This is a genomic window from Pseudomonas sp. GW821-FHT01C01, from assembly GCF_059422645.1.
The window spans coordinates 16959-32837 of record NZ_JBWKXF010000018.1 but is presented as its reverse complement, the minus strand read 5'-3'; the positions used below and the strand labels follow the sequence as shown (position 1 = coordinate 32837).

14 protein-coding genes are annotated in these 15879 nt (G+C 60.4%); 10 read left to right on the top strand and 4 right to left on the bottom strand.

Translation table 11 applies throughout. The features are described 5' to 3' along the window. Positions 1 to 106 precede the first annotated feature (106 nt). The 3 genes from AC07XF_RS13680 to AC07XF_RS13670 all read left to right on the top strand — a co-directional run bounded on the left by AC07XF_RS13680 (position 107) and on the right by AC07XF_RS13670 (position 3064). A complete protein-coding gene (locus tag AC07XF_RS13680; protein WP_007990591.1) occupies positions 107 to 562 on the top strand; it encodes a MaoC family dehydratase in 456 nt (151 codons plus the stop codon). Positions 563 to 676: 114 nt separating this feature from the next. Beyond that, on the top strand, positions 677 to 2395 hold the full coding sequence (locus AC07XF_RS13675; protein WP_495026909.1) for a C13 family peptidase: 1719 nt from the start codon (positions 677 to 679) through the stop codon (positions 2393 to 2395). 27 nt (positions 2396 to 2422) lie between these two features. After that, positions 2423 to 3064 carry an oxidoreductase gene (locus tag AC07XF_RS13670; protein WP_495026908.1) on the top strand — a complete coding sequence of 214 codons (642 nt, stop codon included), beginning with the start codon at positions 2423 to 2425 and terminating at the stop codon, positions 3062 to 3064. Between the two features lie 130 nt (positions 3065 to 3194). Here the strand turns inward: AC07XF_RS13670 and AC07XF_RS13665 are convergent, their stop codons facing one another. The 4 genes from AC07XF_RS13665 to AC07XF_RS13650 all read right to left on the bottom strand — a co-directional run bounded on the left by AC07XF_RS13665 (position 3195) and on the right by AC07XF_RS13650 (position 7551). Continuing rightward, the gene (locus tag AC07XF_RS13665; RefSeq protein ID WP_495026907.1) at positions 3195 to 3479 is read right to left on the bottom strand and encodes a YceK/YidQ family lipoprotein; all 285 of its coding nucleotides are present in this window, start codon (positions 3477 to 3479) and stop codon (positions 3195 to 3197) included. Beyond that, positions 3472 to 4104 carry a flavin prenyltransferase UbiX gene (gene ubiX, locus AC07XF_RS13660; RefSeq protein WP_495026906.1) on the bottom strand — a complete coding sequence of 211 codons (633 nt, stop codon included), beginning with the start codon at positions 4102 to 4104 and terminating at the stop codon, positions 3472 to 3474. The genes AC07XF_RS13665 and ubiX overlap by 8 nt, the downstream gene beginning before the upstream one ends. Continuing rightward, positions 4101 to 5450 (bottom strand): UDP-N-acetylmuramate:L-alanyl-gamma-D-glutamyl-meso-diaminopimelate ligase, encoded by a 1350-nt coding sequence (mpl, locus tag AC07XF_RS13655; protein WP_495026905.1) that lies wholly within the window; start codon positions 5448 to 5450, stop codon positions 4101 to 4103. The genes ubiX and mpl overlap by 4 nt, the downstream gene beginning before the upstream one ends. 187 nt (positions 5451 to 5637) lie before the next feature. Further along, the gene (locus tag AC07XF_RS13650; protein ID WP_495026904.1) at positions 5638 to 7551 is read right to left on the bottom strand and encodes a sigma-54-dependent Fis family transcriptional regulator; all 1914 of its coding nucleotides are present in this window, start codon (positions 7549 to 7551) and stop codon (positions 5638 to 5640) included. 448 nt (positions 7552 to 7999) lie between these two features. Between AC07XF_RS13650 and exaC the strand changes: the two genes are divergently transcribed. From exaC to AC07XF_RS13615, 7 genes are all read left to right on the top strand, one after another. Beyond that, on the top strand, positions 8000 to 9520 hold the full coding sequence (gene exaC / locus AC07XF_RS13645; RefSeq protein WP_007990578.1) for an acetaldehyde dehydrogenase ExaC: 1521 nt from the start codon (positions 8000 to 8002) through the stop codon (positions 9518 to 9520). 272 nt (positions 9521 to 9792) lie between these two features. Beyond that, positions 9793 to 11166, top strand: coding sequence for an ethanolamine permease (eat, locus tag AC07XF_RS13640; RefSeq protein ID WP_007990576.1), 1374 nt, complete (start codon positions 9793 to 9795; stop codon positions 11164 to 11166). Positions 11167 to 11357: 191 nt separating this feature from the next. Further along, entirely contained in the window at positions 11358 to 12752 is a 1395-nt protein-coding gene (locus tag AC07XF_RS13635) for an ethanolamine ammonia-lyase subunit EutB (protein WP_495026903.1), read from the top strand. Between the two features lie 8 nt (positions 12753 to 12760). Next, positions 12761 to 13582 (top strand): ethanolamine ammonia-lyase subunit EutC, encoded by an 822-nt coding sequence (gene eutC / locus AC07XF_RS13630; RefSeq protein ID WP_495026902.1) that lies wholly within the window; start codon positions 12761 to 12763, stop codon positions 13580 to 13582. 114 nt (positions 13583 to 13696) lie between these two features. Beyond that, complete coding sequence (locus AC07XF_RS13625; protein WP_007990572.1) at positions 13697 to 14158, top strand: GNAT family N-acetyltransferase; 462 nt, start codon at positions 13697 to 13699, stop codon at positions 14156 to 14158. Positions 14159 to 14382: 224 nt separating this feature from the next. Continuing rightward, complete coding sequence (locus AC07XF_RS13620) at positions 14383 to 15039, top strand: DedA family protein (protein WP_495026901.1); 657 nt, start codon at positions 14383 to 14385, stop codon at positions 15037 to 15039. A gap of 4 nt (positions 15040 to 15043) precedes the next feature. Continuing rightward, complete coding sequence (locus tag AC07XF_RS13615; protein ID WP_495026900.1) at positions 15044 to 15856, top strand: M90 family metallopeptidase; 813 nt, start codon at positions 15044 to 15046, stop codon at positions 15854 to 15856. The last annotated feature ends 23 nt before the right edge of the window (positions 15857 to 15879 follow it).

Genomic DNA, 15879 nt, shown 5'->3' with positions numbered 1-15879 from the left:
GGTGAGTTGACCGGAGCGTTTTGCCATGTTGATCTACATTGGTAATCCGGGAGGTCAAATCCCCCATTTCAAAACTATAAAACCGATGAACCCAAGGAGAGTCTCAATGCCCTATGTTCCAGTTGCAGAGCTCAATGATTATGTCGGCAAGGAACTTGGACGTTCCGAATGGCTCACCATCGACCAGGACCGCATCAACCTGTTCGCCGAAGCCACAGGAGATTTTCAGTTCATCCACGTCGACCCGGTCAAAGCCGCGCAAACGCCATTTGGCAGCACCATCGCTCACGGCTTTCTGTCGCTGTCGCTGATCCCGAAACTGATGGAAGACATCCTCGTCATGCCCGAAGGCTTGAAGATGGTGGTCAACTACGGCCTCGACAGTGTGCGATTCATCCAGCCGGTCAAGGTCAATTCGAAAGTGCGCCTGAAGGTCGACCTGACCGAAGTCACCGAGAAGAAACCCGGCCAGTGGCTGCTCAAGGCCACCGCCACCCTGGAAATCGAAGGTTCGGACAAACCGGCGTATATCGCCGAACCACTGTCCCTGTGCTTCGTGTAACCCCTCCTGGATGCGAAGCAGCTCATGCTGTTTCGCGCCCTCTCGCGGTACCTCGCCCTATATAAGGACACATGGCTGCGGCATACTCCCTCGCCTAATTGCCCGGAATCCGCTATGCGCCCACTTGCACTCCTTGCCTTGACCCTGATGCTCACCGCTTGCGGCGACGGCGAATCGCTTTTGTCCCCCGACGCCCGCCTGCCGGACGGCGGACGCTATCGCGGCGACCTGGTCAATGGCTTGCTGCAAGGCAAGGGGCGTATCGACTACCCGAATGGCAGCTGGTACGCCGGCGAATTCGACAAAGGCCAGTGGCACGGACAGGGCGAATGGCATGGCAGCAATGGCGAAGTCTATCGCGGACAGTTCAACCAGGGACTGTTCGACGGCCAGGGGGCTCTGACCACCAACGCCAGCAGCTACAACGGCGGCTTCAAGGCCGGCCGGCGCGACGGCGAAGGCACCCTCAAAGAAAACGGCATGAACTATCGCGGTGAGTTCAAGGCCGATCAATACGCCGGCCTGGGTCACCTCGAACTCGAAGACGGCAGCTCCTACCAGGGCCAGTTCGCCCACGGCAAACCCAATGGCGAAGGCCAGCGCGGCGACGGCAACGGCAATCAATTCACCGGGCATTTCGTCGACGGCCAGCTCGAAGGCAACGGAACTTTCAACAGCGCCGACGGCGACATCTATGTCGGCAGCTTCAAGAACAATCAACTGCACGGCAAGGGCCGCTACGAAAACGCGGACGGCGATGTCTGGCTGGGCCAGTTCAAAGAAGGCTCGCTGAATGGCAAGGGTGAGTTGATCGGCACTGACGGCAGCCACTACATCGGCCAATTCAGCGACTGGCGCTTTTCCGGCCAGGGCCGACTGAACCTGCCCGACGGCAGCTTTTACACCGGCCAGTTCGACAACGACAGTTACCAGGGACGCGGCACGCTGGTGCTGACCGATGGCACCGTGCTCAGCGGCACCTGGATCAACGGCCAGCGCGTGCGCGACGCCGAGGGCAAACTGTTGCCCGACACACTCGAGCTCGGCCTGCTGGCACAGGGGCGCTTGCTCGACACAGCGCTGGCCAACGTTCCGGCCTCGACCCCAGCGGTGGAGCTGTATTCGCTGACCCTGGGCGGTGATGGCAAACAGAGCGTGTTTCTGCGCGAGTCCGATTACGTCGCCAATATGCTCACCACCCGTTTCGGCACCTTCGGCCAGATCCGCCTGGTCAACCATCGTGACCACCTCGCCGACCGCCCGATGGCTACCCGGGAAAACCTGCGCCGGGCCGCCCTGACGCTGGCCGAACGCAGCGGTCCGGAAGACCTGATTTTCATCTACCTGACCAGCCATGGCACCAGCGAACACGAACTGGTGCTTGACCAGCCGCGCATGGAGCTGGCGGATCTGCCAGCCGACGAAATGGCCGCCGTGCTCGCCCCGTTGAAAAACCGCGACAAGATCATCGTGATTTCGTCCTGCTATTCCGGCGGTTTCATCCCCGCCCTCAAGGATGAGCGGACCCTGATCATGACGGCCTCGCGGGCCGACCGAGTGTCCTTCGGCTGCTCGGAGGAAGCCAACTTCACCTACTTCGGCGACGCCCTGTTCGCCCAGGCCCTGAACCAGACCGATGATCTGGAACAAGCCTTCAAACGGGCCAAGGCCACTGTCGCCGAACGTGAACTGGCAGACGGTTTCGAGGCATCCGAACCACAGATCTGGGCGCCGAAAACCGTCCTCTCGCATTGGCAACTTTTGCGTAAACAGCAGGCACGAAAAGCACTGCAAAGTGTGTCCATTGAACGCAAGGACGCAAACAGCAACTAAGCTGAACAGTATCAAGGGAGAAACACTATGTACTTGACGCCTCAGCATGTGCTGCTCGCCGGAGCCACCGGTTTGACGGGTGAACATCTGCTTGATCGCCTGCTTAACGAGCCAACGATTTCGCGGGTATTGGCGCCGTCACGCCGGCCTTTGGCCAAGCATCCCCACCTTGAAAACCCGGTCGGCGACCCGGCGGTGTTTCTGCCGCAGTTGAACGGCCGTGTCGACATCGCCTACTGCTGCCTGGGCACCACCATCAAACAGGCGGGCTCGGAACAAGCGTTCCGCGCGGTGGACCTGGACATGGTCGTGGCCTTTGCCAAACGCGCACGGGAGATGGGCGCACGGCACCTGATCGTGATCAGTGCTGTGGGGGCCGATCGGAGATCCTCGGTTTTCTACAACCGGGTCAAAGGCGAGATGGAATACGCATTGCGCGCGCAGGACTGGCCGCAGCTGACTATTTGCCGCCCTTCGCTGTTGCTGGGTGATCGCGCTGAGCCGCGCCTGGGCGAAAAAGTCGCAGGGCCGTTGTCACGGCTGATTCCTGGCAAATACCACGGCATCGAAGCGTGCCAGCTGGCCCGCGCAATGTGGCGCCTGGCGCTCGAAGAACAGGATGGCGTGCGGGTTGTCGAATCGGATGAGTTACGCAAACTCGGCAAATAATTTCCAGACCTGTGGCGAGGGAGCTTGCTCCCGCTGGACTGCGCAGCGGTCCCCTGCTCTTCAGGTAAAGAGCGGGGCCGCTTCGCGCCCCAGCGGGAGCAAGCTCCCTCGCCACAAAAGTGCGCTACACCTACATCCCACCCGTTGCCTGAAAGTTCACCCCAATCACCGTCAACAACGACAACGGCAACAGCAGCGTGTCGAGCAACGCACTCGCCGGTAGATCGACGCCCGGGTAGCTCGGTGCTTCGGCTCCGAATCGGTCCTTGGCGCAGCAGCCACCATTCATCGCGTACAAATCCAGGCGAGTCCCCGAGTACACCACCGGCGCGCCCGGCTTGGCCGCATCGAGTGTGCGTGCTGTCGCGCACCCGGCCAATTGCAGCGCCAGCACAACCACCAGCAGCTTATTCATCGCTGGTCAGATGATGCTCGCCCCAGCGCGGCAACATGTCCTGAGGAATATTCAGCAGGTTAAGGATCCGTGCCACGACGAAATCGATCAGGTCGTCGATGGTTTGCGGCTGATGATAAAAGCCCGGTGATGCCGGCAGGATCGTCACGCCCATGTTCGACAACTTGAGCATGTTCTCCAAGTGAATGCTCGAATACGGCGCTTCACGGGGCACCAGGATCAACTGCCGTCGCTCTTTCAGCGTCACGTCGGCGGCCCGTTCGATCAGGTTGTTGCAGGCGCCGGTGGCGATGGCCGATAACGTGCCAGTGGAGCACGGCACCACCACCATCGCCGCTGGCGAACCGGACCCTGAAGCCACCGGCGACATCCAGTCTTCCTTGCCGTACACCCGAATCTGCCCGGAGGCGGCACCAGTGTATTCGGTGAGGAAGGCCTGCATCATCTGCGGCTTGGCCGGCAGCGTGACGTCGGTTTCGGTGGCCATCACCAATTGCGCAGCCTTGGAAATCAGGAAGTGCACTTCACGATCTTCCCGCACCAGACAATCGAGCAGGCGCAGACCATATTGGGCGCCTGAAGCGCCGGTCATCGCCAGGGTGATGCGGTCCGGGCCGTTGTTCATTTCAGCGCCTCGGCGAGTTTGCCGTGCAGGCCGCCGAAGCCGCCGTTGCTCATGATCACCACGTGAGTACCGGGTTGGGCCTGGCTCTTCACGCGCTCGATGATGCCTTCCAGGGAATCACTGACAATCGACGGCACAGTGCACAGCGCCGCGGTGCCGGCCAGGTCCCAACCGAGGTTGGCCGGTGCGTACCAGATCACCTGATCGGCATCGACCACGCTTTCCGGCAAACCGTCACGGTGCGCGCCGAGCTTCATCGAGTTGGAACGCGGCTCGATGATCGCAATCAGTGGTGCATCGCCGATGCGCTTGCGCAGGCCGTCGAGGGTGGTGGCGATGGCGGTCGGATGGTGAGCGAAGTCGTCATAAATGGTGATGCCACGGACTTCCGCGACTTTCTCCATCCGGCGCTTCACGCTTTTGAAGGCGCTCAATGCAGCGATGCCCATGGACGGCACCACACCGACGTGGCGTGCGGCGGCAAGGGTTGCCAGGGCATTGGCAACGTTGTGCTGGCCAGTCATGTCCCACTCGACCACACCCTGGGCAACACCGTCGAACATCACTTCGAACTTCGAGCCATCTTCACTGAGCAGTTTGACCTGCCACTGACCGCCGGCACCGGTGGTTTGCACCGGGGTCCAGCAACCCATTTCAATGACGCGCAACAAGGCTGGCTCAGTGGTCGGATGAATCACCAGGCCTTCGCTCGGGATGGTCCGCACCAGGTGATGGAACTGCCGCTCGATGGCCGGCAGGTCCGGGAAGATATCCGCGTGATCGAACTCCAGGTTGTTCAGGATCGCGGTGCGCGGACGGTAGTGCACGAACTTGGAGCGTTTGTCGAAAAATGCACTGTCGTATTCATCGGCTTCGATGACGAAGAACGGCGTATCGCCCAGGCGCGCCGACACCGAGAAGTTTTGCGGCACGCCGCCAATCAGGAAGCCCGGGGCCATGCCCGCGTACTCCAGCACCCAGGCCAGCATGCTGCTGGTGGTGGTCTTGCCGTGCGTACCGGCAACCGCCAGCACCCAGCGACCTTGCAGCACGTGATCGGCCAGCCATTGCGGGCCGGAGACGTAAGGCAGGCCTTTGTTCAGCACGTACTCCACGGCCGGGTTGCCCCGCGACATGGCGTTGCCGATCACCACCAGATCGGGGGCCGGATCAAGTTGCGCCGGGTCGTAGCCTTGGGTCAACTCGATGCCCTGGGCTTCCAGTTGAGTGCTCATCGGCGGATAGACGTTGGCATCGGAGCCGGTCACGTGATGGCCCAGCTCTTTGGCCAGAACCGCCATCGAGCCCATGAAAGTCCCGCAGATACCCAGAATATGAATGTGCATTAGTCGACCTCGTAAAACATGGCCGCAGGTTAGCGTAGGGTTAGAAAAATCGCACCTGATGTTTCAGATCTGAAGACGCCTTCGCGAGCAAGCCCGCTCCCACATTGGTTCTATAGTGAACACAATTTTGTGAACACCTCCGAGCAAATGTGGGAGCGGGCTTGCTCGCGAATGGCCGCGACACGGTTTACCGGGCGATACCGTGTTTACGCAGCTTCCGATAGAGGGTATTGCGACTGACCCCAAGCTGCTCCGCCGTATGCGTCATATGCCAGCGCGTTTGCTCCAGCGCCGTGAGCAATGCCAGCCGCTCGGCATCTTCCAGCGGATGCTCCGACACCTCTTCAATCGTCGACACCACCGGCCGCGCCTGTCGAATCATCGCCGGCAAATCTTCCAGACCGATCCGCCCGCCCTCACACAGTGCTGCCAACGTACGTAGCACATTGCGCAATTGCCGCACGTTGCCTGGCCAGGCAAAACCCAGCAGAGCCTCCCGCGCCGGCCCGTCGATCAACACGGTCTCTCCGCCCGCCTCCTCGTCCAGCAAAAAATCGAGTAACCGGGATTTATCACTGCGCTCACGCAAGGCCGGCAATGCAACTTCCAGCCCGTTGAGCCGGTAATACAAATCCTCGCGGAAGCTGCCGTCCTGCACACGATCCAGCAAGTTGCGGTGGGTGGCACTGATGATCCGCACATTCACCGATTCCGGCTCGCCACCGATCGGCACCACTTGCCGGTCTTCCAGCACCCTCAGCAACCGCGTTTGCAGGGCCAATGGCATGTCACCGATTTCATCGAGGAACAATGTCCCGCCGTCGGCCTGTTGCAACTTGCCGCGCATGCCTTCTTTACGCGCACCGGTAAAGCTGCCGCCGCGATAACCAAACAGCTCGCTTTCAATCAGGCTTTCGGGAATGGCCGCGCAGTTGAGGGCGACGAAGGCTTTTTCCGCCCGCTGGCTGGCGTGGTGCACCGCTTTGGCAAAGGCCTCCTTGCCGGACCCGGTTTCGCCGTTGATCAGCAGCGGCACGTCGCGCTCGTAGACGCGCAAGGCCTTGCGGAAGTCCGCCTGCAACGCCGCATCGTCCAGGCAAATGCCCGACAGGCGCGGTGCTTGTGCAACCTTGGGAGCAGGCACCGTCGGAGTCGGCAGCGGCCGCCGTGCCTCACCGCGCAATACGGCGAACAGCTTGCGACCATCACGGGTGCGCAACGGCCAACTGGCCGCGGCATGAATGCTCGCGCGCCCCAACAACTCATTGAGCGAGCAATCGAAAAACGCCTCCACCGGTTTACCCAGCAAGCCGCCGCGAATGTGTCCCAGCAGGTTCAGTGCACTTTGATTGACCGCGCAAATGCGCCCTTCTCCATCGAACGCCAGCAACCCTTCGCTGAACAAGCCGACGGACTCGGCCTGCAAGTGAAAACGCAGCAACCATTGGTTGTCGAAGCAGCGCAGGAAGTAGCAGCTCTCGATCATCTTCGCCGACAGATTGACCAGCGCCATGGTGTGGAACTGACTTTGCCGCGACACATCACGCCGCGCCGACGACACGTCGAGCACTGCCAGCAATTCGCCATGAGGATCGAAGACCGGGCTCGCCGAGCAGGTCAGGCCGGTGTGGCGGCCGCGAAAGTGTTCGTCCTGATGGATGGTCAGCGACTGACGCTCCACCAGGCAGGTGCCGATGCCGTTGGTGCCTTCGCAGGCCTCGCTCCAGTCGGCGCCGAGCCAGAGCCCGGCACGTTCGAAAATCTGCCGTTCGGCAGGCGCGGTGACGCAATTGAGGATCACGCCGCGGGCGTCGGTCAGCAATACAGCATGGCCGGCGCCGGAGAGTTGCTGGTGCAGGCTGGTCATTTCATTGCCGGCGATGTGCAGCACTTGCTGCAAGCGTTCGCGGCTTTCGAGGACACGCCCATGTTCCAGCACCGTCGGTGCGATGCTCAGGGCCGGGTCGAGGTGATAGTCCTCAAGGCAGCGCAGCCAGGAGCGGGCGATGGACGGATCACTGCCAGGGCCATGCTGGTGGGCCTTGCCCTGGGTCACGGTCAATACTTGCTGGGCATGGCGACTCAAATGATTGTCGTGCATTTCTTATTATTCTCCCCGAGAGCAGTGCCGCCCCCTTTCAGGTCTGGCACACACCTTGTGGCGAGGGAGCTTGCTCCCGTTCGAGTGCGAAGCGCTCGCCAGAACCATGACCGGTAGACATTTTGGGGCCGCTTCGCAGCCCAGCGGGAGCAAGCTCCCTCGCCACAAAAAGGATTATCCGCGCGGCATCCTGCGGCCGAGCATCCTCCAGCCGGGCCTGCATTGCAATGCCTGCAAGACTACCCGGTCACAGGCCGTGCCAGAAGCGGTACAAAGTGTCACGCCAGCCGTACCGAAAGCGTCACAGGCGCACTCCATCCGTCCGACAAAAACTTCGCAAGGCCTTGATTTGCCTGACATGCACGGCACTGGCCCGCCCCTTGCTCTACGCTTAAAGCAAGCGCACATGCGCGACTCCCTATAAGCACAAAAGCAAGGAGAGACCACCATGCGTTACGCTCACCCCGGTACTGAAGGCGCTATCGTTTCGTTCAAAGCCAAATACGGTAACTACATCGGCGGCGAGTTCGTCGCGCCTGTCAAAGGTCAGTACTTCACCAATACCTCGCCAGTGAATGGCCAACCGATTGCCGAATTCCCCCGTTCCACGGCCGAAGACATCGACAAGGCCCTGGACGCTGCCCACGCCGCCGCCGATGCCTGGGGCGCCACGTCCGCCCAGGCGCGCTCGCTGGTGCTGCTGAAAATCGCCGACCGCATCGAGCAAAACCTGGAACTGCTGGCAATCACCGAATCCTGGGACAACGGCAAAGCCGTTCGCGAAACCCTCAACGCTGACATCCCGCTGGCCGCCGACCACTTCCGCTACTTCGCCGGCTGCATCCGCGCCCAGGAAGGCAGCGCTGCCGAGATCGACGGCAACACCGTGGCCTATCACATCCACGAACCGCTGGGTGTGGTCGGGCAGATCATCCCGTGGAACTTCCCGATCCTGATGGCCGCGTGGAAACTCGCCCCGGCCCTGGCTGCCGGCAACTGCGTGGTGCTCAAGCCTGCCGAACAAACCCCGCTGGGCATCACCGTGCTGGTCGAACTGATCGGCGACCTGCTGCCACCGGGCGTGCTGAACATTGTGCAAGGCTTCGGCAAAGAGGCCGGCGAAGCGCTGGCCACCAGCAAGCGCATTGCCAAGATCGCTTTCACCGGCTCGACCCCGGTCGGCTCGCACATCATGAAATGCGCGGCGGAAAACATCATTCCGTCCACCGTGGAACTGGGTGGCAAGTCGCCGAACATCTTCTTCGAAGACATCATGCAGGCCGAGCCGACCTTCATCGAGAAAGCCGCCGAAGGCCTGGTGCTGGCGTTCTTCAACCAGGGCGAAGTCTGCACCTGCCCTTCCCGTGCGCTGGTACAAGAGTCGATCTACGACGAGTTCATGCAAGTGGTCATGAAAAAGGTCCTGCAAATCAAACGTGGCGACCCGCTGGACACCGACACCATGGTCGGCGCCCAGGCGTCCGAGCAGCAATTCGACAAGATCCTTTCGTACCTGGAAATCGCCAAGGGCGAAGGTGCCGAACTGCTGACCGGCGGCAAGGTGGAAAAACTCGAGGGCAACCTGGCGAGCGGGTATTACATCCAGCCGACCCTGCTCAAGGGCACCAACAAAATGCGTGTGTTCCAGGAAGAAATCTTCGGCCCGGTGGTGAGCATCACCACCTTCAAGGACGAAGCCGAAGCCCTGGCCATCGCCAACGACACCGAGTTCGGCCTGGGTGCCGGTCTCTGGACCCGCGACATCAACCGCGCCTACCGCATGGGCCGCGCCATCAAGGCCGGTCGCGTGTGGACCAACTGCTACCACCTGTACCCGGCGCATGCCGCGTTCGGCGGGTACAAGAAGTCCGGCGTCGGCCGTGAAACCCACAAAATGATGCTCGACCACTATCAGCAGACCAAAAACCTGCTGGTGAGCTACGACATCAATCCGCTGGGCTTCTTCTAAAAACCGGGGCGCTACAGATGTTTTTGTGGCGCCCTTTCCACCGCTTTCGCGAGCAAGCCCGCTCCCACATTGGATTTTTGCTCATTTGAGCAATGTGGAGCGAACCAAGTCCTCTGTGGGAGCGGGCTTGCTCGCGAAGGCGTCCGTCATGACCCAACACACAAAGCCTGGCCGCTCTGGCACGGGCCTTGCGTACCCGTCATTCAGCGTTCCACCCAAACCCTGGTACCCGAAAGTCCAAAAGATCGAACAATAAAAAATAGAGAGGACTTATGACTACTTCTTCCACACAGCTCAAACCCACACTCGGCACCCTGCATTTATGGGGGATTGCTGTCGGCCTGGTGATTTCCGGCGAGTATTTCGGCTGGAGTTACGGCTGGGGCACCGCAGGCACACTGGGTTTTCTCGTCACCGCACTGATGGTGGCGACGATGTACACCTGCTTCATCTTCAGCTTCACCGAACTGACGACGGCGATTCCCCACGCTGGCGGGCCATTTGCCTATAGCCGCCGGGCTTTTGGTGAAAAAGGCGGGTTGATCGCCGGCATCGCCACCCTGATCGAATTCGTCTTTGCGCCACCGGCCATCGCCATGGCGATCGGCGCCTACCTCAACGTGCAATACCCGGAACTGGACCCGAAGATCGCCGCCGTTGGCGCCTATTTCGTGTTCATGGGCTTGAACATCCTCGGCGTCAGTATCGCGGCCACCTTCGAGTTGGTGGTCACTGTGCTGGCCGTCGCTGAACTGCTGGTGTTCATGGGCGTGGTCGCACCTGGCTTCAGCTTCAGCAACTTTGTACTCAATGGCTGGTCGGGCGCCAATGAGTTCACGATGGGTTCGATACCCGGCATTTTCGCCGCCATTCCCTTCGCGATCTGGTTTTTTCTCGCCATCGAAGGCGCAGCCATGGCTGCCGAAGAAGCCAAGGACCCGAAACGCACCATTCCCAAGGCCTACGTCAGCGGCATTCTGACCCTGGTGTTCCTGGCCATCGGCGTGATGGTGATGGCGGGCGGCGTCGGCGACTGGCGTCAACTGTCGAACATCAACGATCCGCTGCCCCAGGCGATGAAAGCCGTGGTCGGCAACAATTCGACCTGGATGCACATGCTGGTGTGGATCGGCCTGTTTGGCCTGGTGGCGAGTTTCCACGGGATCATTCTTGGCTATTCCCGGCAGTTCTTCGCCCTGGCTCGCGCCGGTTACCTGCCCAAGGGCCTGGCCAAACTCTCGCGCTTCCAGACTCCGCACCGGGCCATTCTGGCCGGCGGTGTGATCGGCATTGCGGCGATCTACAGCGATGGCCTAGTGAACCTGCAAGGCATGACCCTGACGGCGGCAATGATCACCATGTCGGTATTCGGCGCCATCGTGATGTACATCATCAGTATGCTGAGCCTGTTCAAGCTGCGTAAAACCGAGCCGAACCTGGAACGCACCTTCCGCGCCCCGGGTTATCCGATCGTGCCGGGGATCGCGCTGTTTCTGGCGGTGGTGTGCCTGGTGGCAATGGCGTGGTTCAACACCTTGATCGGCTTGATCTTCCTCGGTTTCATGGCCGCCGGTTACCTGTACTTCCAATTGACCGCCCGGCAACGTTCCGAAGCACCCGCAGACGCTATGCTCGAAGGTATATGAAATGCACCGGCGCCGGGCCAGAAGCCCGGCGCCTGCCATATTGAAGTGCACACAGTTCCCATGTGGGAGCGGGCTTGCTCGCGAAGGCGTCGTGTCAGTCGACATTTATTTTGAATGAAACACCGTATTCGCGAGCAAGCCCGCTCCCACAGGAAAAGCAGATTGCAGTATTTTTTGGAGGACACCGCCCCATGGCCGCATTTGCCCATACCATCGGCGCCCGGACCTACCGCTTCGACAGCCTCAAGGAAGTGATGGCCAAGGCCAGCCCGGCGCGCTCCGGGGATTTTCTGGCCGGCGTTGCGGCCCTTAATGATGGCGAGCGCGTGGCCGCTCAAATGACCCTGGCCGACATCCCGCTCACCCACTTCCTGCAGGAAGTGTTGATTCCCTATGAATCCGATGAAGTCACTCGACTGATCATCGACACCCATGACAAACAGGCCTTCGCCGTGGTCAGCCACCTCACCGTTGGCGGTTTTCGCGACTGGCTGCTCAGTGACGCGGCCGACGAACAGAGCCTGCGCGCGCTGGCTCCCGGCCTGACTCCGGAAATGGCCGCCGCCGTGTCGAAGATCATGCGCGTGCAGGATCTGGTATTGGTGGCGCAGAAAATCCGCGTGGTCACGAAGTTTCGCGGCACCCTGGGGCTGCGCGGTCGCCTGTCCACGCGCCTGCAACCCAACCACCCCACCGACGAACCGGCCGGCATTGCCGCGAGCATTCTCGACGGCCTGCTGCACGGCAACGGCGATGCCATGATCGGCATCAACCCGGCCACCGACAGCATCGCCTCGATCTGCGCCATGCTGGAAATGCTCGACGCGATCATCCAACGCTATGAGATTCCAACCCAGGCGTGCGTGCTGACCCACGTCACCACCTCGATTGAAGCAGTCAATCGCGGCGTGCCGCTGGATTTGATGTTCCAGTCGATTGCCGGCACCGAGGCGGCCAACGCCAGTTTCGGCATCAACCTCAACCTATTGCAGGAAGGTTACGACGCAGGATTGAGCCTCAATCGCGGCACACTCGGGCAAAATCTGATGTATTTCGAAACCGGCCAGGGCAGCGCGCTGTCGGCCAACGCCCATCACGGCGTCGATCAACAAACCTGCGAAACCCGCGCCTACGCCGTGGCACGACATTTCAAACCGTTTCTGGTCAACACCGTCGTCGGCTTCATCGGCCCGGAATACCTGTACAACGGCAAACAGATCATCCGCGCCGGCCTCGAAGACCACTTCTGCGGCAAGCTTTTGGGCGTGCCCATGGGCTGCGACATCTGCTACACCAACCACGCCGAAGCCGACCAGGACGACATGGACACCCTGCTGACTTTGCTGGGTGTGGCGGGGATCAACTTCATCATGGGTATCCCGGGCTCCGACGACATCATGCTCAACTACCAGACCACTTCGTTCCACGATGCGCTCTACGCCCGCCAGACCCTGGGCCTGAAGCCTGCACCGGAGTTCGAACAATGGCTGGCGAAAATGGGCATATTCACTCAAGCGGACGGCCGGATTCTCTTCGGCGACAGCCTGCCGCCGGCCTTTCGGCAGGCCTTGGCGCAATTGGGATGAGCAATGACATGGATAAACTACCCTTCGATCCCCACAACCCTTGGCTGGAACTGCGGCGTCTGACGCCAGCGCGGATTGCCTTGGGCCGAACCGGCACCAGTATTCCTACCCGCGCACAACTGGACTTCCAGTACGCCCACGCTCAGGCGCGTGATGCAGTGCATCTGCCGTTCGATCATGCAGCACTCAACTCGCAATTGGCCGAACGCGGACGCGAAAGCCTGTTGCTGCACAGCGCGGCGACGGATCGCAACATGTACCTGCAACGCCCCGACCTGGGGCGAAAACTCAGTGATGTGTCGGCGCAGACCCTGCGTGATTACGCGGCGGCCCATCCGGGTGGCGTGGATCTGGTGATTGTGGTCGCCGACGGCCTGTCGGCACTGGCCGTCCATCGCCACACCCTGCCGTTTCTGGCGCGCTTCGAAGAGCAAATGGCAGACGACTGGACCATCGCGCCCGTCATACTCGTGGAACAGGGCCGGGTGGCGGTCGCCGATGAAGTCGGTGAGTTGCTTGGCGCAAAAATGACCGTGATCCTCATCGGCGAACGCCCTGGCCTCAGCTCCCCGGACAGCCTGGGTTTATATTTCACCTACAATCCAAAGGTCGGCCTGACGGATGCGTGGCGCAATTGCATCTCCAATGTCCGGCTCGAAGGGCTGAGCTACGGCATGGCGGCACACCGTTTGCTGTATTTAATGCGCGAAGCCTGCCGGCGGCAGTTGTCAGGGGTCAATCTGAAGGACGAAGCACAGGTTCAGACACTGGAGTCGGACGCGGGAACCGACATGAAAGGTAATTTCCTACTCGGCCCGCCGAATGCCTGAACCGCTTGCGCATTGCACATTCGTACCAGTTTCAGGCAGGATCGTGGCGCGGCCGCCAAGGGTTTCCCATCGCCGTCAGAGACGTAAGACAGCCACTTGAAGACGAGACCTACCATGCGGATTATTCAAGCGACCCTCGAACACCTGGACCTGCTGACCCCGTTGTTCGTCAAATATCGCGAGTTTTATGGTTCCCTGCCGTATCCGGACTCGTCCCGGGCGTTCCTCGAGAAACGTCTGCGTCGCAAGGAATCGGTGATCTACCTGGCGCTGTCCGATGACGACAGCAACAAACTGATGGGCTTCTGCCAGTTGTACCCAAGCTTTTCATCGCTTTCACTCAAACGCGTGTGGATCCTCAACGACATCTATGTCGCCGAAGACGCCCGCCGTCAGTTGGTAGCCGATAACCTGATCCGCACCGCAAAAAAAATGGCCAAGGAAACCAATGCCGTGCGCATGCGTGTTTCCACCAGCAGCAACAATGAAGTCGCGCAGAAAACCTACGAGTCCATCGGATTCAAGGAAGACACCGAATTCAAGAACTACGTGCTGCCGATCAGCGACGAACTCTGAAGCATATGAGCCTGTGGGAGCGAGCAGGCTCACTCCCACAGGCTCGGTATCAAGCCACCGGTCAGCCACGACATCCCTCGCTACAATCTCGACGCGATTTTCACCTCTCACCTCGTATAATCCCGATCTTCCCGGCTTGTAAGAAAAACTACCCTTATCTGTAGTCTTACTCGAAGTCATCCGCACAGGCCTGCTGAGTCGGGCCATTACCACAGGTGCTTTCCATGGATTTCAACCCAATCGACATTGTCCTGCATCTCGACGTCTACCTCGACATGCTTGTAACCAACTACGGGGCATGGATCTACGCCATTCTGTTTATGGTGATTTTCTGTGAAACCGGCCTGGTGGTTATGCCCTTCCTGCCGGGCGACTCGCTGCTGTTCATCGCCGGTGCCGTGGCGGCCGGTGGCGGCATGGACCCGGTACTGCTCGGTGGTCTGCTGATGCTGGCGGCGATTCTGGGTGATAGCACCAACTACATCATTGGACGAACGGCGGGTGAAAAACTGTTCAGCAATCCGAACTCGAAGATCTTCCGCCGTGACTACCTGCAACAAACCCACGATTTCTACGACAAACATGGCGGCAAAACCGTGACCCTGGCGCGCTTCCTGCCAATCATCCGCACCTTTGCACCATTCGTCGCCGGTGTGGGGAAAATGCCCTATCCGCGTTTCTTTGCCTTCAGTGTCTTCGGCACTGTCCTGTGGGTCGGCGGTCTGGTGACGCTCGGCTTTTTCTTCGGCAACGTGCCGTTCATCAAGAAGAACCTGTCACTACTGGTAGTCGGCATCATCCTGTTGTCGCTGCTGCCGATGATCATTAGCATCGTACGTAACCGCCTTGCGGGTTCGAGCTCCAAAGCCGAATCGCGCTGACACGATGTGGTCCCTGAGCGCCTGGCGTCGCCGGCGCATCCTGGCCAGGCACCCGATTGCCGATGACATGTGGCAACGGGTGCGCCATCACCTGAGTTTTCTCGATGGCATCAGCGCCGCCGAAGACCAATGGCTGCGTGAAGCCTGCGTACTGTTCCTCGAAGACAAGCACCTGACTGCCCTGCCCGGCGTCGAACTGCATCAAGAACAACACCTGTTGCTCGCCGCCCAGGCGCAATTGCCATTGCTGAATCTTGGCGACCTGAACTGGTATCAGGGCTTCCACGAAATCATTCTCTACCCCGACGACTTCCTCAGCCCCCAGCGACATCGCGATGCCAGCGGCGTCGAGCACGAATGGGACGGTGAACACAGCGGTGAGGCCTGGCAGCGAGGCCCGATCATTCTCGCCTGGCCCGGCGTAATGGCCAGCGGTGGCTGGGAGGGCTACAACCTGGTGATCCACGAACTGGCGCATAAACTCGACATGCTCAACGGTGACGCCAACGGCCTGCCGCCGCTGCACCCTGACATGCGGGTCAGCGAATGGGCCAGCGTCATGCAAGAAGCCTACAAAGACCTCAACCGGCAACTGGACCGTAATCCCGATGCCGAAACCGCCATCGACCCGTACGCCGCGGAAAACCCCGGCGAATTCTTCGCCGTCACCAGCGAATACTTCTTCAGCGCCCCGGATTTGCTGCACGAGGCTTATCCACAGGTGTACCGGCAGTTGAAGCTGTTCTATCGCCAGGACCCGCTGACGAGGTTGAAGCAACTTCAGGCGCACGACCCTGTCTATCAGGCACACCAGTGAGCGCCATACGACTTCTGGTACAT